This window comes from Rhizobium lusitanum, assembly GCF_014189535.1.
GTDB classification, from domain to species: Bacteria; Pseudomonadota; Alphaproteobacteria; order Rhizobiales; family Rhizobiaceae; genus Rhizobium; species Rhizobium lusitanum_C.
This window is the reverse complement of record NZ_CP050308.1, coordinates 2,339,022-2,362,128: the sequence shown is the minus strand read 5'-3', so window position 1 is coordinate 2,362,128 and position 23,107 is coordinate 2,339,022. Positions and strand designations below refer to the sequence as shown.

Genomic DNA, 23,107 nt, shown 5'->3' with positions numbered 1-23,107 from the left:
TAGGGCCAAAGAGGGAACTCTTTGGCCCTATCCGCATTTGAATGCCGGAACAGGAGATGTTCATGAACATCAGGGCACATATCGACACACGGTCGGGAAGCGCCGGCGGCTCGCCGAAAGTGTCGGCAGGGCGCGACACCAGGCTGGATGTTCTGAGGGCTTTGGCCCTGATCATGATCTTCATCAATCACGTGCCCGGCCAGTTCTTCGAGCATCTGACGACCAAGAATTTCGGCTTCTCCGATGGTGCCGAGGCTTTCGTGCTGATCTCCGGTATTTCCGTCGGTCTTGCCTATGGCACGCGGTTCAAGCCCGGCAATCGGCTCATGACCGCCTGGAAGGCGGTCAAGCGCGCCATCACGCTCTATACGGCGCATATGATCACCACCTTCATCACCCTGGTGCTGTTCATTTCCGGTGCCTGGATCTTCCACCAGGTGGGCCTGCTCTGCGAGGTGAACATCCTTGCCGTATTGATGGATCCGGCTCGCGGCATTCCGGCCCTGCTGCTACTCGGCCACCAGATCGGCTATAACAATATCCTGCCGATGTACGGAGTGCTGTTCCTGCTGCTGCCGCTGATACTGGTGCTGGAAGCGAAAGGTCCGCTGCTCCTGTTGCTGATCTCCGGCGCCGTCTGGCTGCTGGCCGGCATCTACCAGATCGCGCCGCACACGACACTGCTCGACGGCTTCTGGTTCCTGAACCCGCTCTCCTGGCAGTTCCTGTTCGTCATCGGTTTCGTCTCCATCATGCATGTGAAGCGTGGTGGCCGGATTGCCTATAACCCGATCCTGTTCGCGCTTTCGCTCGCCTATGTCATGCTGTCCTTCATCTGGGTCACCGACAAGCTCTGGATACTGGGCGACCAGTTGGCCGCGCTCGGCCTGCCCACGGTCATCACCGGCTTCGACAAGACGTTCCTGTCGCTGCCGCGGCTGCTGCATGTGCTGGCGCTTGCCTATCTCATCGTCTGCATCCCGTCCGTCTCGCGCGTGCTGCGGCGGCCTGCCAATCATCCGCTGACGATCCTCGGGCGGCACTCCCTCAGCATCTTCGTTGCGGGCACCATCCTTGCCATGGTGGGGCAGGTCATCCTCTATATCACGGAGAAGGATCCGGCTGTTGGCGCCGCCTATGTCGTCGTCGGCATCGTCGTGCAGTTTGCCTATGCCTATTATCTCGAGCACAAGCGGCTAGATACGGCCAACCATCGCCCCGCCAAGACATTGGTGGGTCCGCTTCGCCTAACGATGCGGGTTGAACGGCACCGATAGCCTGTTTGGCGGCACATTCTGTGCCGCAATGAGCAACATTGATTCCCAAAGAAAATCGATTCACGACACTTTCGTGAAGGACGTGTGACGTGATGTTTCTGCAACGCGGCAGCGCTTCGGAGCGTCGCTGCGAAAATTCCATTGCTCAAAATCTTGTTGTGCAAAATTTAAACGCCTACATCGACGCCGTGGCGGTGCTCGGGGAGTGTCGCCATCCCGGCGCCACACGCGCCCGAATGGGTGCTTGACGCAATCGTGGGGATCGTCAAACGGGAATGGGGTAGGAGGCGTCGAATTTTCGGCGCGCACGCTCATGCCCAATCGATACTGGATTGGAGTATTCTATGAATATCAGAAGTCTTCTTCTTGGTTCCGCCGCCGCCCTGGTCGCTGTCTCGGGAGCGCAGGCAGCTGACGCCATCGTGGCCGCCGAGCCGGAGCCGCTGGAATATGTCCGGATTTGCGATGCGTTTGGCGCGGGCTATTTCTTCATTCCTGGAACCGAAACCTGTCTGAAGGTCGGCGGCAAGGTCCGCACCGAGGGTTATTGGAAAGATCCGAAGAACGCGGCAAGCAACATCGGCACACAATGGCATACCCGCGCGGAACTTTCCTTCGATACCGCAACGGATACGGAATATGGTCCGCTCAAGACCAACACCGTTTACCGGTGGGATTGGCAAGATGGCGGCACGACCAACGCCCGGCTGCTGTTTGCCAATATCAGCCTCGCTGGTTTCACCGTCGGCAAGCTCGACTCCCAATATACGATGTACATGGGTTACACGACCAGTCTCGTAAATGACGAGGTCGTCTACGAAGGCCCGAAGGAGCTCAACCAGCTCACCTACAAATACGAGTCCGGCAACGGCTTTACCGCACTGGTGTCGCTGGAAGATTCCAATTCCTCGGCGACGAGCTCTTCCTATCGTGGCGCATGGCAAACCGGAAAAGCTGATCACTACGCTCCGGATGTCGTGGCTGGTGCCGGCTACAAGGGCAGCATGTTCCAGTTCAGGATCGTCGGTGGATATGATTCCGTCGTCGAAGAGGGTGCCATCAAGGCACGCATCGATGGCGACTTCGGTGCATTCAAGCCGTTCTTCATGGGTGGCTGGAATACGGACGGCGACAAGTTGAACAAATATGCCGGTTCCTTCCTCAACACCAATGCGGCGGCTTGCCCGAAGAGTGGTGCGGACTGCGGTTGGGGGGACTGGGCCTTCTGGACCGGCTTCAGCTACACCTTTACGCCGAAGCTGCAAAATACCACCATGGTCGCCTATACCGACAGTGGCATTCTGCAGGCGACGACGAACCTGGCCTGGCGTCCGGTCAAGGATCTGGTCGTCATGCCTGAACTCACCTACATGCGCTACGATGCCGCCAATACCGACCAGTGGACGGGCGCGCTGCGTTTCGAGCGCAAGTTCTGATCTGATCCCGGCGGGAGGCCGGCCCTACCCGGCTTGACGCCAATCATAACCGGTTTGATGCCCGTCATAACCGGTTTGATGCCCGTCATAACTCCGCGGGCATTACGACCGATTTGACCTCCGATCAGAGAAGGAGAAAGGTCCGGTTTTCCCTACCGGGCCTTTCTTGTTTCTGTCCCCCGGTTTCCGTTAGGGGAAGTGGCCGCACAAAAAAACCGGGGGAGCATTGCTCCCCCGGTTTTGACTTTTGGGCCCCATTCGAATGATCAGGCGGCTTCGTATTCCGTGGTATGTGCCTTGCGGACTTCCTCGTCCGTCAGGATACCGCTGGCGCGCAGCAGGGCGGCGAAGCGGCCGTTGCTCTGGCTGAGTGCGCTGAAGCTGCCGTTCTCGATAACGCGTCCGTTTTCGAGGAAGAGGACGATATCGGCCTCGCGTACCGTCGACAGGCGGTGAGCGATGATGAAGGTCGTGCGGTTCTGCCGCAGATTGTCGATCGCTGCCTTGACGCGGTTTTCCGTTTCCACGTCGAGCGCGCTGGTCGCCTCGTCGAGCACGAGGATCGGCGCGTCCTTGAGGATGGCGCGGGCAATGGCAATACGCTGGCGTTCACCACCGGAGAGCTTGTTGCCCCGTTCGCCGACGCGGGTTTCATAACCGCTTTCACGAGTCTCGATGAAGTCGTTGGCGGCAGCCGCCTCGGCAGCGCGCATCATCTCCTCCTCGGTCGCACCCTCGCGGCCGAGACGGATGTTGTCGCTGATCGAGCGGTTCAGCAGGCCGGCATCCTGGAAGACGGTGGCGATGTAGCGGCGCAGCGACTTGCGCGTCACCTTGGTAATGTCGTTACCATCGACAAGGATCTGGCCACCCTGTGGGTCGTAGACACGCTGCAGAAGGTTGACCAGCGTCGTCTTGCCGGCACCGGTCGGGCCAACGATGGCAACGGTCTGGCCGGCCTTCACCGTGAAGTTGATGTTGTGCAGACCCTGTGAGCTGTTGCCGAAGCCGAAGGAAACGTCGCGGAACTCGACTTCGCCCTTGACGTCCTTGATCTCGGCAAGGCCAGCCGGCTCTTCACGGTCGCGGACGGAATCTTCCAGCGTGTAGAAGTCCACCAGCTTGGCGCGGGCTTCGAAAATCTGGTTGGCGAAGTTGCGCAGCAGCTCCAGGCGACCGATCAGCACGTTGGCGAAGGCGATGAAGGTGATCAGCGCGCCGATGCTGAGGCTGCCGTCCTGGACAAGCACGGTGCCGATCATCAGGATCGCCATCATAGCAATGGTGGAAGCCGTGCGGTTCAGCGCACCAGCCAGCGCCCACCAGTCGAGGACCGGATACTGGGCGGCAAGCAGGCGCTCGGTGAAGGACTTCAGCGCCCTGGTTTCGGCTTCGATGCGGTTGTAGCTATGCAGAACCGAGACGTTGCTGATCGAGTCGCTGACATGCGAGAAGACGGTATTGTAGTGGCTTTCGACCGAGGTCTGGCCGTCCTTGGTGCGGTTCATGACCACGCTGCCGATGATCCAGTAGAAGATACCGAGCAGAATGAGAACGGCGGACAGGCGCAAGTCCATGGCCATGGCGGTCGGGATCATCACGACAAGTGCTACAGCCGTGGTCAGGTGATTGCGCATGAATTCGAGCCACAGGCCGAACAGAGCTTCGCAGGCACGCAGCAGCGTGTTCAGCGCGCTGGCCGTGCCGCGCTGGCTGTGCCAGGACAAGGGCATGGAGATGATGCGGCTGAACGCTTCCGTCAGCAGCGATGCGCGGCGACCATGGGCGAGACGGTCCGCCTCGCGGGAAACGATGATGAAGGCGACCGCACTGAAGACGGCGAAGCCGGCCCAGAGCATCATGGTCGGCGTCACGGCCTCTTTTTTGCCAATGGCGTCAAAGATGCGGCCGAACAGAACCGGCTCATAGATGGTGGTCATGGCCAACGCGATGTTTGCGATGACGACCATCCAAACGCGGTAACGATACGCGCCTAGATACTTCAGGGCTCTTGCATAGACTTTGAAAAGGGACACGTCTGGCAACCTCTGTGCATCAGCAAATTCGGAATGCTGTGGACACTACAGATCGCTACCTGAACCGGCGATTAACGGAATCTGACGCTGTTTTCTTGGAGGAATTTTCATGAATTGCAGGCCCGGCCGTTATGGCCGGTCCTCGGGCACTTGAGAAATATGAGGATTCAGGAATACTTGCGTTTAATAGCATTGTCGTGCGGCGAGGCGATTGCTATGCGAAGTTGAATTCTGAATTTCTCGCCGTAGACGTTCAATTTTATTTCGATCCGAGTATGTTTGCCCGCCATCCGCCGCGCCGGAGGCCGAGCGAATATCGGTGGGGTGTCCGTCGATGAGGAACCAGGCTTTTCGGGCCAGGGGGTATGTGTGAATATTCATTCGTTAATGCAATTGCTTGTGGTCGTTGAAGAATGCAATCAGGCCAAGAATGTCGTGACGGAACTCGAGCTGGTGCTGCGCTCCTATAAGTTCGATTTCTACGGTTTGCTGAGGCATCCACGGCCGGCGGTCGACATTATCAGCGTCATGCTTGCCGGTCGCTGGCCGGACAAATGGCCGCTCACCTATGTCGCCCGGAAATATGTGCTGGTCGATCCGACCATGCGTTATCTCGGCCAGGCGCAGCGGCCTTTCCGCTGGCGCGACGCGATGGCGGCGCTAAAGGGCGATCCGCTCCGTCGCCGCATGGAGCAGATGATGGCCGATGCCCGCGCCAACGGCCTCGTCGATGGCTATATCTTTCCCATTTTCGGCCGCAGCGGCTTACTTGGCACGATGACGATCGGCGGCAATTCGGTCGATCTGTCGCCTGCCGAACTTTCGCTGTTCGACGCCGTGGCCAAGAAAGTCTTCTGGCGGCTTCTGGAGTTGCGTGATGAGGCGCGGCCGCTTGAGGAGGCCCCGGCAATAGATGCCAAGTTGACCAGGCGCGAGATTGAGGTGCTCAATCATCTGGCGGAAGGCATGACCTCGATGGACATCAGCCGCACGCTGAAGATTTCAAATCACACAGTCGATTGGTACATGAATAGCATCCAGGACAAGCTGAATGCCCGGAACCGCCAGCATATCGTCGCAATCGCCTTCAGAAACGGACTTGTTCCATAGCCGCAACTATTTTGGTTTCTGACGCTACGGGAAATTGAACTTCTCGTGACAAGAAGTTAAGAATTCTCTTCGCGGGTGCAGCATTGCCCGTTTCGATGCCGTGAGGAGACTGCATTGCCTATTTCGAAGATCCTGGTTGCCAACCGTTCCGAGATTGCCATCCGCGTGTTTCGCGCCGCCAATGAGCTCGGCATCAAAACAGTCGCCATCTGGGCCGAGGAAGATAAACTGGCATTGCACCGCTTCAAGGCGGACGAAAGCTATCAGGTCGGCCGCGGCCCGCATCTGGCGCGTGATCTCGGTCCGATCGAGAGCTATCTGTCGATCGACGAGATCATCCGCGTCGCCCGGCTGTCCGGCGCCGACGCCATTCACCCCGGCTACGGCCTTCTGTCGGAAAGCCCTGAATTCGTGGACGCCTGCGATGCCGCCGGCATCATCTTCATTGGCCCGCGCGCCGACACGATGCGCCAGCTCGGCAACAAGGTCGCAGCCCGCAACCTGGCGATCTCAGTCGGCGTGCCCGTCGTGCCGGCGACCGAGCCGCTGCCCGACGATATGAAGATCGTGGCAAAGATGGCCGAGGAAATCGGCTATCCTGTCATGCTGAAGGCCTCATGGGGCGGCGGTGGTCGCGGCATGCGCGCCATCCGCGATCCCAAGGATCTCGCCAAGGAAGTGACGGAAGCCAAGCGCGAGGCGATGGCTGCCTTCGGCAAGGACGAGGTCTATCTCGAAAAGCTGGTCGAGCGCGCCCGCCATGTCGAAAGCCAGGTTCTTGGCGACACCCACGGCAATGTCGTCCATCTGTTCGAGCGCGACTGTTCCGTTCAGCGCCGTAACCAGAAGGTCGTCGAGCGCGCGCCCGCGCCCTACCTCAATGACGCCCAGCGTCAGGAACTGGCTGCTTATTCGCTGAAGATCGCCGGTGCGACCGGTTATGTCGGCGCCGGCACCGTCGAATATCTGATGGATGCCGATACCGGCAAATTCTACTTCATCGAAGTCAATCCGCGCATCCAGGTCGAGCATACCGTCACCGAAGTCGTCACCGGCATCGATATCGTCAAGGCGCAGATCCATATCCTCGACGGCTTTGCCATCGGTACGCCGGAATCAGGCGTGCCGAAGCAGGCGGATATTCGCCTCAACGGCCATGCCCTGCAGTGCCGCGTCACCACCGAGGACCCGGAACACAATTTCATTCCGGATTATGGCCGTATCACCGCCTATCGCTCGGCCGCCGGCTTCGGCATCCGTCTCGATGGCGGCACGGCCTATTCCGGCGCAATCATCACCCGGTTCTACGATCCTCTGCTGGTCAAGGTGACCGCCTGGGCGTCTTCGCCGGACGAGACGATCGCCCGCATGGACCGGGCGCTACGCGAATTCCGCATCCGCGGCGTGGCGACCAACCTCACCTTCCTCGAAGCGATCATCACCCACCCGAAGTTCCGCGACAACAGCTATACGACGCGCTTCATCGACACGACGCCGGAGCTGTTCCAGCAGGTCAAGCGCCAGGACCGCGCCACCAAGCTGCTCACCTATCTGGCCGACGTCACCGTCAACGGCCATCCGGAGGTTCGCGGCAGGCCGGCGCCGTCATCGAAGGCGTCCGAGCCGGTGCTGCCCTATATCGACGGCAAGATCCCGGATGGCAGCAAGCAGCTCCTCGACAAACTCGGCCCGCAGAAATTCGCCGAATGGATGCGCAATGAGAAACGCGTACTTTTGACCGACACGACGATGCGTGACGGCCATCAGTCGCTGCTCGCCACCCGCATGCGCACTTTCGACATCGCGCAAGTGGCCGGCACCTATGCCCGCGCCCTACCGCAGCTTCTGTCGCTCGAATGCTGGGGCGGCGCGACGTTTGACGTCTCGATGCGCTTCCTCACCGAAGATCCTTGGGAGCGCCTGTCGCTGATCCGCGAGGGTGCGCCGAACCTGCTTCTGCAGATGTTGCTGCGCGGCGCCAACGGCGTCGGCTACACCAACTATCCCGACAATGTCGTGAAATACTTCGTCCGCCAGGCGGCCAAGGGTGGCATCGATCTCTTCCGCGTCTTCGACTGCCTGAACTGGGTCGAGAACATGCGCGTGTCGATGGATGCCATTATCGAGGAGAACAAGCTCTGCGAGGCGGCGATCTGCTATACCGGCGACATCCTCAATTCCGCCCGCCCGAAGTACGATCTGAAGTACTATACCGATCTTGCCGTCGAGCTGGAAAAGGCAGGCGCCCATATCATCGCGCTGAAGGATATGGCGGGTCTTCTGAAGCCAGCCGCCGCCAAGGTACTGTTCAAGGCGCTGCGTGAGGCAACCAGCCTGCCGATCCATTTCCACACCCATGATACATCGGGCATTGCCGCGGCGACGGTGCTGGCCGCCGTGGACGCCGGCGTCGATGCGATCGATGCGGCGATGGATGCGCTCTCCGGCAACACCTCGCAGCCTTGCCTCGGCTCGATCGTCGAAGCCTTGAAGGGCACCGAGCGCGATCCGGGGCTCGATCCCGAATGGATCCGCCGCGTCTCCTTCTACTGGGAAGCGGTGCGCCATCAGTATTCGGCCTTCGAGAGTGACCTCAAGGGACCAGCCTCGGAAGTCTACCTGCACGAAATGCCGGGCGGCCAGTTCACTAACCTCAAGGAACAGGCGCGCTCGCTCGGTCTGGAGACCCGCTGGCACCAGGTGGCGCAGGCCTATGCCGACGCCAACCAGATGTTCGGCGATATCGTCAAGGTGACGCCGTCGTCCAAGGTGGTCGGCGACATGGCGCTGATGATGGTCTCCCAGGACCTGACGGTTGCCGACGTCATCAATCCAGACCGGGAAGTGTCCTTCCCGGAATCGGTGGTCTCGATGCTGAAGGGCGATCTCGGCCAGCCGCCAGGCGGATGGCCGCAGGCGTTGCAGAAGAAGGCGCTGAAGGGCGAAGCGCCTTACACGGTGCGCCCCGGTTCGCTGCTGGCCGAGGCCGATCTCGATGCGGAGCGCAAGGTCATCGAGACCAAGCTCGAGCGCAAGGTCGATGACTTCGAATTCGCTTCCTACCTGATGTATCCAAAAGTGTTCACCGACTATGCCTTGACCGCCGACACTTACGGCCCGGTCTCGGTGCTGCCGACGCCTGCCTACTTCTATGGATTGAAGGAAGGCGGCGAACTCTTCGCAGAGATCGAGAAGGGCAAGACGCTTGTTGTCGTCAACCAGGCAATGACGGCGACCGATGAGAAGGGCATGGTGACGGTGTTCTTCGAACTCAACGGTCAGCCGCGCCGCATCAAGGTGCCGGACCGTGCCCATGGCGCTGCGGGCAGTGCCGCCCGTCGCAAGGCGGAACCCGGCAATGCGGCCCATGTCGGCGCGCCGATGCCGGGCGTCATCTCCCGCGTCTTCGTCACACCCGGCCAGGCGATCAAGGCCGGCGACGTGCTTGTCTCCATCGAAGCGATGAAGATGGAAACGGCGCTGCATGCGGAGAAGGACGGCACCATCACCGAAGTCCTCGTCCTTGCCGGTGACCAGATCGACGCCAAGGATCTGCTCGTCGTCTACGGAGCTTAGTGTCCGTCACCAGACAACGGAAGTGGCCGGCTCCTGGGCCGGCCTTTTCCTGAACGTGGCCTTCAAGGCGGGATCGCATCAATGACCGACAGTCGCCGACATTTCGGGCAGTATGACGTTATCCTTTTGCGCGACGGCGTCTTCGAAGCTCCGGCGGATGTGCTGATCCATACGGATGGCGGCGCAGCTCGGCAGCGCGCGATCGAAGCGTTGGGCAAGCCGATGCTTCAGGTGGATGTAAACTGTTTTGCCCTGCGCAGCGCTGATGGCATCATTCTCGTCGATGCCGGTACCGGGACCGCTTGGGGACCAAAATACGGCCATGCGCGATCGGCGTTACAGGAGGCCGGCATCACGCCGGAGCAGATCCGGTTGATATTGCTGACCCATATCCACGGTGATCATGCGCTCGGTCTGTTCGACGGAGACGCTCCGTATTTCCCCAATGCCGAAATATTCGTGCCGGCCAGGGATTTTGCCTTTTTCACCGATCCGGTCGCTCGAGAGGCAACACCTGAGGCGCGTCGTGGTGGCTTCAAGGTGGCTGAGCAACTCGTCCGCGTCTATGGGTCCCGGGTCCGGCAGATTCCTGATGGCCCTGTGTTGGCCGGCATAGAGGCCCGCCCTCTGCCGGGTCACACCCCCGGCCACACTGGCTATCTGATGCGCGGCGGCGATCGGATCGACGCCGGGGACAACGATCTCCTGATCTGGGGCGACGCCTTACATCTGGAAGATCTTCAGCCTGGTGATCCGAAGATTGGCCTGGTCTTCGATCTCGACCCCGAGATGGCGGTGCGAACGCGTCAGGCGACATTGGAAGATGCCGCCCGCGAAGGCTGGATCATCGCCGGTGGCCATATCACCGGCTTCGGTCGCGTAGAGCGAGCCTCCGAGGGCTACCAAATCCTGCCGGCGTGAAACGTCGGCCGATTTACTCCCGCCCCGCCGCCGGGCCTGTTGCAGACGATCCGATTGATTTGTGCGTGTGGACGATGAAGCCCAAATCGACCATGCCGAGATGACATTGTTGCTTCATCGTCACACTACCTCTCAAAGTTCAGTGGGAGCGTGAACTGAAAATCTGAAGTATGCGTAAATCACTTTATAGACGACAATCCCGAATCTATGAGTTTATTCGCGGGATGCAGGAATCTGCCTCTGGAAAATAGGCGGAAGAACCCAGGTCGTCGAATTTAGTTTTCGCTTCATTAAGCGTAATTATGCGTAACGGATGCGGATTCGTCGACCGGACGACGATGTTTTCTCACTCCGCTTGAATAGAACGCTTTGCGGTTTTACAAATTTCTTACCTCTCGGATGCATATTGATCCCGGCTTCTGTTGCACACCACGCTTTCGTATCGAGTCCGCCGTCCTTTTTCTGCGGATCATCCAGAGTGCGAGTGGAACTAGCCTCTAATCAACGGCCCGACGATTAACCGATCAACTATCAAGAGCATTCTGGAGCATATGGCTAACGAGCGCGAAGAGTTATCTGAAATTTCCAGGAACGCGAACAGCTCGATCTTGTTGAAGAACGTTGCCCTGGCAACCTTCCATCAGAACGACTTCCATTTCATTGCAGCAGCGTGAGCGGGGTTTGAGTTTGTCTAGCACGACTACGAAGCCTCCACAGATGTTCCTTGTGGCCGTTTTATCCTCCTTGAAGAAAGCCTTTCTCGGGATTGGTGCGACCAGCGCGATTGTCAACATTCTCGCATTGACCGGCTCCTTCTTTATGCTGCAGGTCTACGATCGCGTCATTCCTGGCCACAGTCTGCCTACGCTGGTTGGTCTGGGCATCATTACGGCCACACTTTACGCGTTTCAGGGGATTCTCGAACTCATCCGTTCAATGCTTTTGGTGCGCGTCGGCCTATCGGTAGATGAGCGCTTCGGAAGCACTGTCTACGATTCCCTCGTCTTATTTCCGTCGCGCATGCAGGTGCCTGGAAATGGTCTTCAGTCGGTGCACGACCTGGATACTGTACGAGGGTTTCTTTCGGGGCCAGGGCCAACTGCTTTGTTCGATATTCCCTGGATGGCATTTTATCTCGGTTTATGCTTCCTGTTTCATGTATGGATCGGTATTACGGCCTTGGCCGGAGCCTTAATGCTCATCGGTCTGACGATATTGGCCGAACTGAAGTCACGTCAGCCGGCTAAGGAGGCAGCGAAAATCGCTTCGGAGCGAATGGCTCTTGCGGAAGCAACGCGTCGAAATTCAGAAGCTGTGCTTGCGATGGGTTTTGGTCATCTGCTTGGTAGACAGTGGAGCGAAATCAATCGCCGCTATCTCAGCAATCATCTGCGTGCGTCAAACGTAACAGGCATACTCGGGACAATTTCCAAGATCTTGCGAATGGTGCTGCAGTCAGCGGTGCTTGCCGTTGGGGCCATACTTGTCATCCGCCAAGAGGCCTCGGGCGGCATTATGATAGCGAGTTCCATCCTTGTTAGTCGGGCGTTGGCGCCGGTCGAACTGGCGATTGGTCAATGGAAGGGTTTCGCCGCAGCGCGTGATAGCTGGTCACGGCTGATGAAGCTCGCGCAACTGATGCAGGCTGACGAAAAAGAAGTTTCCCTTCCCAGGCCGGAAAGCGTCCTCAAAGCTGAAAATTTGCATCTCGCGGCGCCGGGCTTAAAGCTCGCGATCGTGCGCGGCGTTTCCTTTGAGCTTCAGGCAGGAGAAGCCGTCGGCGTCATCGGCCCAAGCGCATCAGGTAAATCCTCGCTCGCGCGGGGCCTCGTCGGGATTTGGCCGCCGATTTCAGGTGCGGTCCGCCTGGATGGGGCGTCTCTGTCGCAATGGGATCCGCGAGCGCTCGGCCAACACATAGGATATTTGCCGCAGGATGTTTCGTTGTTTGGTGGATCTATCGCTGAAAACATAGCCCGTTTCGATCCGGATGCGCCGTCAGAAAAAATCATTGCTGCTGCGAAGGCGGCTGGTGTCTACGACATGATTGTGCAGTTCCCCGAAGGCTTCGACACGAAGATCGGCGAACAAGGATCGGCGCTGTCGGGCGGACAGCGCCAGCGTATCGCGCTGGCACGTGCGCTCTATGGCGAGCCGTTCCTGATCGTTCTCGATGAGCCTAACTCAAACCTCGACGCGGAGGGGGAGGCGGCGTTGTCACGTGCGATACTGGATGTGAGGGCGCGTGGCGGCATTGCTATCATTATCGCTCATCGCCCAAGTGCACTTGGCGTTGTCGACAAGGTTCTCGTTCTGGCGAATGGTCAGATGCAGGCATTTGGGCCGAAGGATGAGGTTCTCAGGAAGACGACGCAGCCAGCGCCGTCCGGGCTGCAGCCTGTTCGACTAATGATCGCTGGTGAGGAGATGACGCAATGAAGGATGATCACGCGCCGCTTGCCGAGCACGCCATCCGTCGCCTGACGCTCGTTGCTATCACCGCAATTATCTTTCTCGTTGGAGTCCTGGGAGGTCTAGCTGCCACCATTCGTCTTCAGGGTGCTGTCATTGCCGCCGGCACGCTGGTCGTCGACAGCTACGTTAAACCCGTTCAGCACCAAAAGGGCGGTACTGTCGGCCAAGTGTTCGTCAAGAACGGGGATCGTGTCGAAGCTGGCCAAATACTCATACATCTCGATGACACCCAAGCGCGTGCCAATCTTGCGATCGTTTCGAAGCGTCTGAAGGAACTTACCGCGCGCACCGCACGGCTTTCCGCCGAACGAGATTCTAAAGAGGAAATCACCTTTCCTGAGAGCCTTTTAAAGGAGCAGGAGGTTGGCGAAGTGGCAGCGATGCTTGATGGTGAGCAGCGGCTGTTTCATGATCGGCGGTCTTCCAAGATGGGGCGCAAAGCGCAGTTGGCCGAACGGGTGCGTCAGCTTTCGAAGGAGGCGGAGGGGCTGAGCGCCCAACAGGACGGCAAACGGCAAGCGATTGCCATTATCAACAAGGAACTCACCAGCCTTCAACCCTTGCTCGATCAGGGCATTATCCCGGCGACCCGAGTTTATAACTTACAGCGCGATGCAGCAGACCTCACCGGTGAGCTCGGCAGTCTGATCGCCTCCGCGGCCCAAACCAACGGCAAGATCGCTGAAACCCAGCTGCAGATCATTCAGGTTGATGATGATCAAAGAACTGAGGTATCGGACCAACTGCGTCAGGCCGAAAGCGAAATCGGTGAATATTCCGAGCGCCTCGTTGCTGCTGAGGACGAGTTGAGACACATCGATATTCGTGCACCACAGGCAGGCATCGTTCATCAACTGGCCGTGCATGCATCAGGGGCGGTCGTTACGCCCAGTGAAGCGATCATGCAGATCGTGCCCGATAACGATTTGCTGACACCGGAGCTTAAGTTGTCGCCGCAGGATATCGATCAGGTAGTTGCTGGGCAGGAGGTAACGCTTCGGTTTTCTGCGTTCAATCAGCGCACTACACCGGAATTGAGTGGCCGCATTACAAAGATTGCAGCCGACCTGACCACTGATCAGCGCACCGGGCAAAGCTATTATAGTCTCAGGGTCGCCGTCTCGGCGACCGAATGGGGCCGGTTGGGCAACCTTGCACCGGTGGTCGGGATGCCGGTGGAGGCGTTCATTCAGACGGGCGAGCGTACTGCACTGGCGTATTTGGCAAAGCCGTTTACGGACCAAATGGCTCGGGCGTTTAGAGAAGAGTGACGATGTCGAAGGTGCCTTATTCTCAGGATTTCGGTCCTGAACCGGTACTAATTCGCCGGTTTTGCGCCGCGTCGATCGCTCTCACTCTCACATGGTAGCGAAAGATGTTGATAGAAAATTCTACCCCTACTTGCAGATCAGTTGTTTGCCGTTTAAGCATCTCAATGAACAGTGGTCATTGAATTTACAGTACGTTTGGAGACGTTTTGAATGCTTACTTCGTATTTTCCGGTTCCGTGGTCTAGCACTTCGAATGATGTTAATGGTCTGATCTACGGACAGTATTGGGCGTCCTCCGCGCTGGATTTTTCGTTTACCACCAGCGGTGCCCAATATGGTAGTTACAGCGGGGAGGAACTGACGTTCCAGCCCCTCAATGCAACCATGCAGGCAGCGGTGCACTCAGCCTTTGCGCAGTATAGTTCCATCTCGAACCTTACTTTCATGGAAGAAACCTCGGTTCCTGGAAACGCTACCCTGCGTTTTGGCATGTCGGACGCTGCGCAGAACGCCGCTTATACCTATTTCCCCTCGGATAGTGCTCAGGGCGGCGATGTTTGGTTCGGTACACAGAGCGGACTGAATGCCATGACCGATCCGGTCAAGGGTAATTATGCTTGGGTATCTACTCTGCATGAGATTGGGCATGCACTTGGCCTCAAGCATCCGCACGAGCCGTCAAATACCAACTCCGTGACAACGAGCCTTGCGCACGACAGCATGGAGTTTACGGTCATGAGCTACCGCTCCTATACGGGAGTGTCTGTGAATACCGGCTACACAAATGAAGACTTCGGCTTTGCACAATCGCTGATGATGTACGACATCGCCGCGATCCAAAAACTGTATGGAGCTGATTTTGCTACGCATGCTGGCAATACCATCTACACTTTTTCTTCCACGACTGGCGAGATGTTCATCGACGGAGTCGGGCAGGGAAAGCCTGGAGACAACCGTATCTTCCTCACCGTGTGGGATGGTGGTGGCGCCGATACCTACGATTTCTCGAACTACACTTCGGCTCAATCCATAAACTTGGCACCCGGCGGCTGGTCGGCGATGTCGAACTCACAGCTCGCGTATCTTGGTGATGGCCACTTTGCGCATGGAAACGTCTACAACGCCCTTCAGTATAACGGCGATAATCGCTCGTTGATCGAAAATGCAATCGGTGGATCCGGCAGCGACACGATTATCGGCAACGCTGCCAACAATTCGCTAATGGGGGGAGGTGGAAACGATTGGCTCAGTGGGGGTGCCGGGAATGATTGGCTTCACGGCGGCGCGGGTATCGACACGGCGGCCTTCAACTTCAGCCTGAAGCAAGCAACGGTCGATTATGGCAATCGCGCGATGCTGATTAAGGGTAGCGAAGGTCAGGACAGCCTGATCTCAATTGAGAAGCTGCAGTTTTCCGACAGGACAATCGTTCAAGATGACGGCTCCCCCCTCGTCGATGATATGTTTTATTATACTCACTACCATGACGTTTTTGACGCGGGTGCTGACGCGGATCAGCATTACTCAAACTCCGGATGGCATGAGGGCCGTGATCCGAACAAATTCTTTGATACCTCCGAATATCTGGCGAAATACCATGATGTAGCGGCTTCCGGCATTAATCCGCTTCAGCACTACGACCAGTTCGGCTGGAAGGAGGGACGAGATCCATCGAGCCTCTTCCATACGGCGGAATATTTACGGCTCAATCCGGACGTTACCGCGGCCAAGATCGATCCACTTGAGCATTATCTGAAGTTCGGTATCTACGAGGGTCGCAATGTTAATGCCAAAGATCTACTGATCGACGACACGTTCTATTTCAAGAATAATCCAGATGTGGCTGCAGCCCATGCGGACCCCGAGCAGCACTACAATCAATTCGGCTGGCATGAAGGGCGTGACCCCAACCCGTTTTTTGATACATCAGGATATCTGGCAACGTACCATGATGTGGCTGCTGCCGGCGTCAATCCGTTCACCCACTATCTGCAGTACGGCTGGCATGAGGGACGCGACCCCTCCCGCAACTTCGATACGGCGGGCTATTTGAAACTCTATCCAGACGTTGCTGCCGCCGGCATCAATCCTCTTGAGCACTATCTGGAGTTTGGGGTTTTCGAAGGCAGAACCTATGTGAGTGACGGTACGTTCGCGTAGCTGTGGGCATGGATGAACGGATCCGTGTACCGTAGCACTTAGATGTGCGATGGCTGACTATTTCATAGTCGCCCGCGTGCTGTCGGAACGGCTAAGCGATTTCGTTGACCGCCGTCCATGGTTGAAAGCGCCATGGCGCATGGCAGGAGGCTTCTAGCTGAAAATCCGGACCGATTACAACGGCGCGGCGGGTCTACATGGTGGACTTCTGGTAGGGATCAACGGGCAGGTCGCCCAAAAGATTTTAGTTTCGATGTATGGGAAAAGGACGGAACGCCGCGAAAGGAGCCGCTTTAGCTCCGAGCGATCGAGAAGGTGACTCGCCAAGCCTCTGGCCTCCCTTCACGTTGTTCACGCAGAGAAGAAGCCCCGCGCTCATATATCGTAGCTATGCCCCGCATTCAGCGTCGAGATGAACTGTTTCGTCCGTTCCTGCTGAGGGGCACCGAAGATGGTGCGGGAGGGGCCGGTTTCGACGATGTTACCGGCTTCGAGGAAAACGACGCTGGTGGCGATCTTCGAGGCGAGGCGCAGGTCATGCGTCGCCATCACCATGGTCGTGCCTTCATTAGCGAGCTTGCCGAGAACATCGACGACTTCGGCGGCCAGTTCCGGATCGAGCGCCGAGGTCGGCTCGTCGCAGAGAAGAACGCGGGGCGAGGGGGCGAGCGCGCGGGCGATTGCCACGCGCTGCTGCTGCCCGCCGGAGAGTGTCGAAGGCCAGGCGTCGATCTTGTGCGCCATGCCGACCTTGGTCAGAAGCTCGACGGCGCGGGTGCGAGCCTTGTCCGCCGGCCAGCGCAGCACGGTCGTCAGGCCTTCCATGACGTTTTCGATGGCGGTCCTGTGCGGAAAGAGCTGGAAATTCTGGAAGACCATGCCGGTCTGGCGGCGGATCTTCTGGATGTCCTGCCAGGCGGTCTTCTTGCCCAGCTGAAAGGTTGTGCTCTCCTCGCCGATGCGGATCGTGCCGGCACTCGGGATTTCCAGGAGGTTGATGCAGCGCAAAAGCGTGCTCTTGCCGCCGCCGGAAGGGCCGACCAGCGCCGTCACCGTACCTTCCGGGATGACCAGGCTGATATCCTTCAGAATGACACTGTCGCCGAAGCGCTTTTCGATATGTGACAACTCGATCATGTCCGTGCCTCCAGCGTGCCGCCAGAGCGGGCGAAACGGCGTTCGAGGTAGCCCTGCAGCGTCGAGAGGAAGGTGCTGAGCACGAGATAGATAATGGCGGCCTCAATATAGAGGATCAGCGGCTCATAGGTGGTGGCGACGATGCGCTGCGCGGCCTGGAACAGTTCCGGCACGGTGATCGCGGCGGCAAGCGAGGTGTCCTTGACCAGCGAGATGAAGGTGTTCGACAGCGGCGGCACGGCGACGCGGGCCGCTTGCGGCAGGATGGTGCGGCTCATCGCCTGGCGCCAGTTCATGCCGATGGAATAGGCGGCTTCCCACTGGCCCTTCGGCACGGAAGAGATGACGGCGCGGATGATCTCGGACGAGTAGGCACCGACATTCAGCGTGAAGCCGATGACGGCGGCCGGAAAGGCGTCGAGCAGGATGCCCATGCTTGGCAGGCCGTAGAAGATGACGAAAAGCTGCACCAGCAGCGGCGTGCCGCGGATCACCCAGACATAGAAGCGCGCGACGGCGACCAGCGGCTTAGGTCCGAACAGCCGCGTGACGGCCGTGACGAGGCCGAGCAGCAGGCCGAGAACGAAGGTGATCAGGGTGAGCGGGATGGTGAAGACGAGCCCCGCCCAAAGCAGCGTGCCCAGCGACTCCCACATCAATTGCAACCAGTGCTCCACGGAGAAGCGACCTTTCCATAACAGAATGCGTCCGGGGATGGCCCCGGACGCATCTTTTTCACAATTTGGCGTTTATGCCTATTCCCACTTACTTCGAAACGTCCTGGCCGAAGTATTTGTCGGAGATCTTGGCATAGGTGCCGTCAGCCTTGATGTCGGCCAGCGCCTTGTTGATGGCAGCCTGCAATTCCGGCTCGCCCTTGCGGATGATGGCGGCTGAAAAATCGGCATTGGCCTGCTGGGCGACGATCTTCACCGGCGCGTCGGGCTTGTGCTTCTTGAAATCGAGGAAGGACAGGCTGTCGTTGATTGTGGCGTCGGCGCGGCCGGTGAGCACGAGCTGGATCGACTGGTCGAAACCGTCGGTGCCGACGAGTTCAGCGCCGGACGCTTGAGCGAGCTTGCCGAAATTGCTGGTCAGCGATTGTGCGGACTTCTTGCCCTTGAGATCGGCGAAATCCTTGATGTCGGTGTTGCTGTCCTTGACGATCAGCACGGCCTTGGAGGCGATGTAGGGATCGGAGAAGTCATACTTCTGCTTGCGGGCGTCGGTGACGCCGACTTCATTGATGACGGTGTCGTAGCGCTTGGCGTCGAGGCCGGCGATCAGGCCGTCCCACTTGCCTTCCAGGAATTCGGCCTTGACGCCGAGCTTGGAAGCGATGGCTTCGGCGATCTCGACATCGAAGCCCACGAGCTTGCCGCTTGCGTCATGAAAGGTGAAGGGCGCATAGGTGCCTTCCGTGCCGACCTTCAGCACGCCGGCGGCCTGGATCGCCTTGAGATTATCGCCGGCATGGGCGGGCAAAAGGAAAGCGGCCTGCACGAGGGCAGCGGCGGCAACGGTCTTCAACCAGTTCATTGTTTTCTTCCGTTTCTGGAACGTGTTGCAATCAATGTTGCATACATCGCAGAAAAATCGGAGCGGGGAAGCGTAGAAAACTGCGAAAGAAATCGGCAATTGCGAATATTTTTCTCAAGGGGTGGTGGTTTTGACGGCTTTGCCGAGCACGCCGCAACTATGCGCCGACAGAACGCGCATAGTTCAGCGGCTGCAGCGCTCCCTATTCTGCGGCATTGCCGGTTGGTGCCCTGATCGCACTCAGGTCACCGGAACTATAGGCAGATCCTCTTCGCGAACCCGGAGGATGCGGTCGATAAGGCCCCATTCCAGAGCTTGTTCTGCGGTCATGAAATGATCGCGGTCCATCGCGCGCTCGAACTCCTCGTAGGTGCGTCCGCAATGTTCGGCATAGAGCCGCGTCATGCGGTGCTTGGTCCGCTCCATTTCCGCGGCATGGATCAGCATGTCGGAAGCCTGCCCTTGGAAGCCACCTAACGGCTGATGGATATGGATGCTGGAGTTGGGCAGCGCGGTTCGCTCACCGGCTTGGCCCGCCATCAAAAGGAACGACCCCATCGAACGGGCAGTCCCCATGCATAGTGTGTGCACCGGCGCGCGGATGTAGTGCATGGTGTCATACATGGCGAGGCCGCTGGTCACGACGCCGCCCGGCGAGTTGATGTAGAGACTGATCGGCTTCCTGGGGTTTTCCGCTTCAAGAAACAGCAATTGCGCGCAGACCAGGGCCGCGACGGTATCGTTCACTTCACCATTGAGAAAAATGATCCGTTCACGCAGGAGGCGGGAATAGATGTCGAAAGATCGCTCTCCTCGGCTGGATTGCTCTATGACCATAGGGACGAGTTGCATCGCTTCGCGCATCGGCGAACTCCAATCTTCCAGGATTTTCGGGGTTCTCGCGGCCGTCAGGCAGCGAGCATCAGAGTCGGACTGTTCTTGTTTGCGGCGGCCCTCGTCATCTGGTCGAACCTCATGTCAGTCAGTTCGTGGATGATCCGCAGGCTGGTTCCCCCGGTCGCGTTCGGAGTAATCCTGAACGTCACGCTGCTTTCAAGGAATGGCGGTGCGTTGTCGCGCATCCTGTAGCAAATTTCCTCGCCAGGCGTGACATAGGTCGCCTCGGGATCCGCCAACGCCTCCTTCGGCAACCAGCTTTCGCGAAACTCCGGAATGCTGATGGCGCGCCAGACTTTTTGCGGGGACTCATCGAGCTCATACTCAAGCGCGATCCCGTTTTTTCTGCTCCACGGTCTTTTCGTCGTTCATTGATCCATATCCTTCAGCAAGACCTTGAGAGCGTCGATGCGCTCGGGCCAATAGGCGCGATATCTAGCCAGCCATTCTGCGATGAGAGCCAGCCCATCCGGATCAACTTCATAATTCACGAAGCGCCCCTGTCGTTCTTCCTTGATAAGCCCGGCGCTGCGGAGAACCGAGAGGTGCTGGGACATTGCCGGTTGGCTGATTTCCATGCCCTCGCGCAAGGCGCTGGCGTTCGTGCTGCCTGCCGCCAGCTTTTCAAAGATTGCCCGACGGGTCGGATCAGCCAAGGCTCGGAATATATCGTTCTCGATCATGCCAAAACATAAGCACGCACTTATGCGATTCGCAAGACCTTTCTCTCTTTGCACAAACGTTCAAGATCGATCCAAGGCCGCGGTCCATAGTCACCCTTCTTGTATTCGAAAGGGAGGATCATGAGTGAAGCAAGCGCGGCAGCGACCAGGCAATCCATCAATTTCCAGGAGAAGCTTGGAAAGATTGAGGGGTTTTGGCAGCCCCGGGTCGTCGCTGAAATGAACGACTACCAGTTCAAGCTCGTCCGCATCGAAGGGGATTTCATCTGGCACGATCATCCGGAAACGGATGAAGCTTTCATCGTTCTCGAAGGGCAGCTGCGGATCGATTTTCGCGATGGCGCCGTTCAAATCGGGCTAGGCGAGATGTTCGTCGTTCCGAAGGGCGTGGAACACAAGCCTTTCGCCGAGCAGGAAGTTCGGATGATGCTGATCGAACCGCGCGGCACGTTGAACACTGGCCATGAGGGCGGCGAGAGGACAGCGCCGAACGATCTCTGGATATAGATCAGGTTCCGCCGTCTGGTCACGGAAGCCGGACTTGTTGACGCCGATATCGGCGATGTGGCAGCGTTCGCGGTAGTGGGCGCCGCCTCGTCATCTTGATCGCTGCGGTGCCAGGCCCGAAACAAATGCGGCGTGTCCCGATGCATCCTCGACTTCTCAAGACATTCCTCGCGGTTGCCCGGAGCAAAAGCTTCACTCGGGCGGCCGAGGAGGTTCATCTGGCGCAGTCGAGCGTCAGCGACCAGATGCAGTCGCTGGAGGCCGAGCTGGGCACGGCACTTTTCACTCGGTCGAAGCAGGGCCTGGAGCTGACGCAGGCGGGTGAGACGCTGGTCTCCTATGCGCAGGAGCTATTGGCGCTGGCGGATGAGGCACGCGCGGCGGTCGCGGCAACCGCCGGAGATGAGGCCGGATCGGTCACCATCGGCGCGCTCGAGACGATTGCCGCCGTCAAGCTTCCCGCATGGCTATCTGCCTTCCAGACCGACCATCAGGGTATCAGTCTTCGGCTGAAGGTGGGAGGCAGCGGCGATCTCTTGCGAAAACTCGAGACCGGCGAGATCGATGTTGCCTTCTGTTTCGATCAGGGACGTCTGGACGAGCGTTTCGTCAGCCGCGCAATCGCGACCGAGCCGCTGATCCTTGCGACATCCCCTGCGGCCAAATTTGCGGCGGGGGAGCCGGATCTGGCCGAGCTTGCCTCGATGGATTTTTTGACGACCGAAATTGGCTGCACTTATCGGGCCATGTTTGACACGGCATTTGCGGAGGCCGGTATCGTGGCACCGAAGCCCGCCGCCGAGCTCGGCAGCATCGGCGCGATCGCACGGCTTGTGGCGGCCGGTGCAGGTATCGGGCTGGTGCCACGCCTAGCGGTTGCCGAGGCGCTCGATCGCGGTGATATCGGCGAATTGCCGTGGCCGGGGCCGACGCAGACGGTCTCGCTGGTGATGATATGGCGGCGCCGGCGCGTGCAGCCGCCGGCGCTGAGACAGTTGCTGGCGGCCGCGAGCGATCATTTTGCGCCAACTAGATCAGCCGATGTCCGCCCTCGACATGCAGTGTCGTCCCCGTCGTAAAGCCGTTGCCCATCAGATAGCCGATAGCGTCGGCGATATCCTCCGGTTGCCCGACGCGCCCGACCGGCAGCCGCTTTGCCATGGCGTCCAGCGTCTCGTCCTTCCTGTCGCCGGCAACGAATGTCCAGATGGGTGTGTTGACCCAGCCGGGCGAAACGGCATTGACGCGGATAGGTGCGAGCTCGACCGCAAGCGCCCGCACCAGTCCCTCGAGCGCTGCGTTGACGGCGGCGACGACCGAGCCTCGCGCCGATGGGCGATAGGCTGCGATACCGGAGGTGAAGGTGATGGAGCCGGTGGCGGAGAGTTTTGGCGCACCATATTTGGCGAGCAGTAGCGGCCCATAGAATTTGCTCTCCACCACCCGTTGCGCGGCTTTCAGGTCTAGCGCCGGCAGCAATTCATAAGCGCCTTCGATATCGGCGGCCGTGCTGACGATATGATCGAGCCGGCCGATCTTCTCGAACAGTGCTGCGACCTGCGCTTCCTGCGTGATATCGACCGCGACCGTGGAGAGGGCCGGATTTTGCAGTTCCGCGCCGGCGCGCCGAAGCTTGTCCTCGTTCCGTCCGACGATGATCACCTCCGCGCCGGCGGCAAGCGCGCACTTCGCCAACGCCAGGCCCATCCCGGAGCTGCCGCCGACGATGAGGATTCGTGAATTCGCGATGTCTGCAAGTGCCATGTCTTTTGCTCCCGAAGGTGAATGATTGCGGGCGAAGACTTGGCAGAGAGGTGCGGGGGAGGGGAAACGGAGAAAAACGATGGTGTTATCGGAGATTCCGATGATGGGGTGTTGGCTATGGTTATGTTTGCGCTGGACAGCCCCAAACTTGTACACTGCTAAGGCTCTTCCTCGAAGCAAAGCGTTAGTGCAAGATTCACCGCGTTACTGCGATCCCGCTAGTATTTTCGAATATCGCGTTCTGTCCTGTGATTAAAAGCCATAGACAAAAATAATTTTGCAGTAGTCATCCTGCGGTCGTCTGCTAAAGTCGTCTCT

17 protein-coding genes and 1 pseudogene are annotated in these 23,107 nt (G+C 58.6%); 10 read left to right on the top strand and 8 right to left on the bottom strand.

The window, feature by feature from the left end; all coding sequences use genetic code 11:
- The first annotated feature begins 173 nt into the window (after positions 1-173).
- Positions 174-1,277, top strand: a complete 1,104-nt coding sequence (locus HB780_RS25135) for an OpgC family protein (RefSeq protein ID WP_286203189.1) — start codon at positions 174-176, stop codon at positions 1,275-1,277.
- 344 nt (positions 1,278-1,621) lie between these two features.
- Positions 1,622-2,713, top strand: a complete 1,092-nt coding sequence (locus HB780_RS25130) for a porin (protein ID WP_183690100.1) — start codon at positions 1,622-1,624, stop codon at positions 2,711-2,713.
- 266 nt (positions 2,714-2,979) lie between these two features.
- Here HB780_RS25130 and HB780_RS25125 read toward each other — a convergent pair whose 3' ends face one another.
- A complete protein-coding gene (locus HB780_RS25125; protein ID WP_183690098.1) occupies positions 2,980-4,749 on the bottom strand; it encodes a glucan ABC transporter ATP-binding protein/ permease in 1,770 nt (589 codons plus the stop codon).
- Positions 4,750-5,118: 369 nt separating this feature from the next.
- Here HB780_RS25125 and HB780_RS25120 point away from each other — a divergent pair, with 369 nt between their 5' ends.
- From HB780_RS25120 to HB780_RS25095, 6 genes are all read left to right on the top strand, one after another.
- Positions 5,119-5,859, top strand: coding sequence for a helix-turn-helix transcriptional regulator (locus HB780_RS25120; protein WP_183690096.1), 741 nt, complete (start codon positions 5,119-5,121; stop codon positions 5,857-5,859).
- A gap of 114 nt (positions 5,860-5,973) precedes the next feature.
- Positions 5,974-9,435 carry a pyruvate carboxylase gene (gene pyc / locus HB780_RS25115; protein WP_183690094.1) on the top strand — a complete coding sequence of 1,154 codons (3,462 nt, stop codon included), beginning with the start codon at positions 5,974-5,976 and terminating at the stop codon, positions 9,433-9,435.
- A gap of 81 nt (positions 9,436-9,516) precedes the next feature.
- On the top strand, positions 9,517-10,356 hold the full coding sequence (aidB, locus tag HB780_RS25110) for an AidB family quorum-quenching N-acyl homoserine lactonase (protein ID WP_183690092.1): 840 nt from the start codon (positions 9,517-9,519) through the stop codon (positions 10,354-10,356).
- 717 nt (positions 10,357-11,073) lie between these two features.
- Complete coding sequence (locus HB780_RS25105) at positions 11,074-12,795, top strand: type I secretion system permease/ATPase (protein WP_183690090.1); 1,722 nt, start codon at positions 11,074-11,076, stop codon at positions 12,793-12,795.
- The gene (locus HB780_RS25100; RefSeq protein ID WP_183690088.1) at positions 12,792-14,102 is read left to right on the top strand and encodes an HlyD family type I secretion periplasmic adaptor subunit; all 1,311 of its coding nucleotides are present in this window, start codon (positions 12,792-12,794) and stop codon (positions 14,100-14,102) included. Before HB780_RS25105 ends, HB780_RS25100 begins: the two co-directional genes overlap by 4 nt.
- Before the next feature lie 210 nt (positions 14,103-14,312).
- The gene (locus HB780_RS25095; protein ID WP_183690086.1) at positions 14,313-16,262 is read left to right on the top strand and encodes a M10 family metallopeptidase; all 1,950 of its coding nucleotides are present in this window, start codon (positions 14,313-14,315) and stop codon (positions 16,260-16,262) included.
- Between the two features lie 375 nt (positions 16,263-16,637).
- On the opposite strand, the gene HB780_RS25090 is transcribed toward HB780_RS25095, so the two are convergent.
- From HB780_RS25090 to HB780_RS25065, 6 genes and pseudogenes are all read right to left on the bottom strand, one after another.
- Positions 16,638-17,399 carry an amino acid ABC transporter ATP-binding protein gene (locus HB780_RS25090; protein ID WP_183690084.1) on the bottom strand — a complete coding sequence of 254 codons (762 nt, stop codon included), beginning with the start codon at positions 17,397-17,399 and terminating at the stop codon, positions 16,638-16,640.
- A complete protein-coding gene (locus HB780_RS25085; RefSeq protein ID WP_012652881.1) occupies positions 17,396-18,076 on the bottom strand; it encodes an amino acid ABC transporter permease in 681 nt (226 codons plus the stop codon). The genes HB780_RS25090 and HB780_RS25085 overlap by 4 nt, the downstream gene beginning before the upstream one ends.
- A gap of 88 nt (positions 18,077-18,164) precedes the next feature.
- Entirely contained in the window at positions 18,165-18,938 is a 774-nt protein-coding gene (locus HB780_RS25080) for an amino acid ABC transporter substrate-binding protein (RefSeq protein WP_183690082.1), read from the bottom strand.
- Between the two features lie 240 nt (positions 18,939-19,178).
- Positions 19,179-19,802, bottom strand: a complete 624-nt coding sequence (locus tag HB780_RS25075; RefSeq protein WP_183690080.1) for an ATP-dependent Clp protease proteolytic subunit — start codon at positions 19,800-19,802, stop codon at positions 19,179-19,181.
- 44 nt (positions 19,803-19,846) lie between these two features.
- Positions 19,847-20,207, bottom strand: a pseudogene (locus tag HB780_RS25070) (SRPBCC family protein).
- A complete protein-coding gene (locus HB780_RS25065; RefSeq protein ID WP_183690078.1) occupies positions 20,204-20,518 on the bottom strand; it encodes an ArsR/SmtB family transcription factor in 315 nt (104 codons plus the stop codon). The pseudogene HB780_RS25070 and the gene HB780_RS25065 overlap by 4 nt, the downstream one beginning before the upstream one ends.
- 120 nt (positions 20,519-20,638) lie before the next feature.
- On the opposite strand from HB780_RS25065, the gene HB780_RS25060 reads away from it, so the two are divergent.
- Complete coding sequence (locus tag HB780_RS25060) at positions 20,639-21,025, top strand: cupin domain-containing protein (protein WP_183690076.1); 387 nt, start codon at positions 20,639-20,641, stop codon at positions 21,023-21,025.
- A 140-nt stretch (positions 21,026-21,165) separates the two neighbouring features.
- Positions 21,166-22,104, top strand: coding sequence for a LysR family transcriptional regulator (locus HB780_RS25055; RefSeq protein WP_183690074.1), 939 nt, complete (start codon positions 21,166-21,168; stop codon positions 22,102-22,104).
- On the opposite strand, the gene HB780_RS25050 is transcribed toward HB780_RS25055, so the two are convergent.
- Entirely contained in the window at positions 22,055-22,789 is a 735-nt protein-coding gene (locus HB780_RS25050) for an SDR family oxidoreductase (RefSeq protein ID WP_183690072.1), read from the bottom strand. The two genes, HB780_RS25055 and HB780_RS25050, sit on opposite strands and share 50 nt — an antisense overlap.
- Between the last annotated feature and the right edge of the window lie 318 nt (positions 22,790-23,107).

Coding starts and splice junctions, on each gene's coding strand:
- HB780_RS25135 (WP_286203189.1), top strand. CDS start 174: ATGATCTTCATCAATCACGTGCCCGGCCAGTTCTTCGAGCATCTGACG.
- HB780_RS25130 (WP_183690100.1), top strand. CDS start 1,622: ATGAATATCAGAAGTCTTCTTCTTGGTTCCGCCGCCGCCCTGGTCGCT.
- aidB (WP_183690092.1), top strand. CDS start 9,517: ATGACCGACAGTCGCCGACATTTCGGGCAGTATGACGTTATCCTTTTG.
- HB780_RS25105 (WP_183690090.1), top strand. CDS start 11,074: ATGTTCCTTGTGGCCGTTTTATCCTCCTTGAAGAAAGCCTTTCTCGGG.
- HB780_RS25100 (WP_183690088.1), top strand. CDS start 12,792: ATGAAGGATGATCACGCGCCGCTTGCCGAGCACGCCATCCGTCGCCTG.
- HB780_RS25095 (WP_183690086.1), top strand. CDS start 14,313: ATGCTTACTTCGTATTTTCCGGTTCCGTGGTCTAGCACTTCGAATGAT.
- HB780_RS25090 (WP_183690084.1), bottom strand. CDS start 17,399: ATGATCGAGTTGTCACATATCGAAAAGCGCTTCGGCGACAGTGTCATT.
- HB780_RS25080 (WP_183690082.1), bottom strand. CDS start 18,938: ATGAACTGGTTGAAGACCGTTGCCGCCGCTGCCCTCGTGCAGGCCGCT.
- HB780_RS25075 (WP_183690080.1), bottom strand. CDS start 19,802: ATGCGCGAAGCGATGCAACTCGTCCCTATGGTCATAGAGCAATCCAGC.
- HB780_RS25065 (WP_183690078.1), bottom strand. CDS start 20,518: ATGATCGAGAACGATATATTCCGAGCCTTGGCTGATCCGACCCGTCGG.
- HB780_RS25060 (WP_183690076.1), top strand. CDS start 20,639: ATGAGTGAAGCAAGCGCGGCAGCGACCAGGCAATCCATCAATTTCCAG.
- HB780_RS25055 (WP_183690074.1), top strand. CDS start 21,166: ATGCATCCTCGACTTCTCAAGACATTCCTCGCGGTTGCCCGGAGCAAA.
- HB780_RS25050 (WP_183690072.1), bottom strand. CDS start 22,789: ATGGCACTTGCAGACATCGCGAATTCACGAATCCTCATCGTCGGCGGC.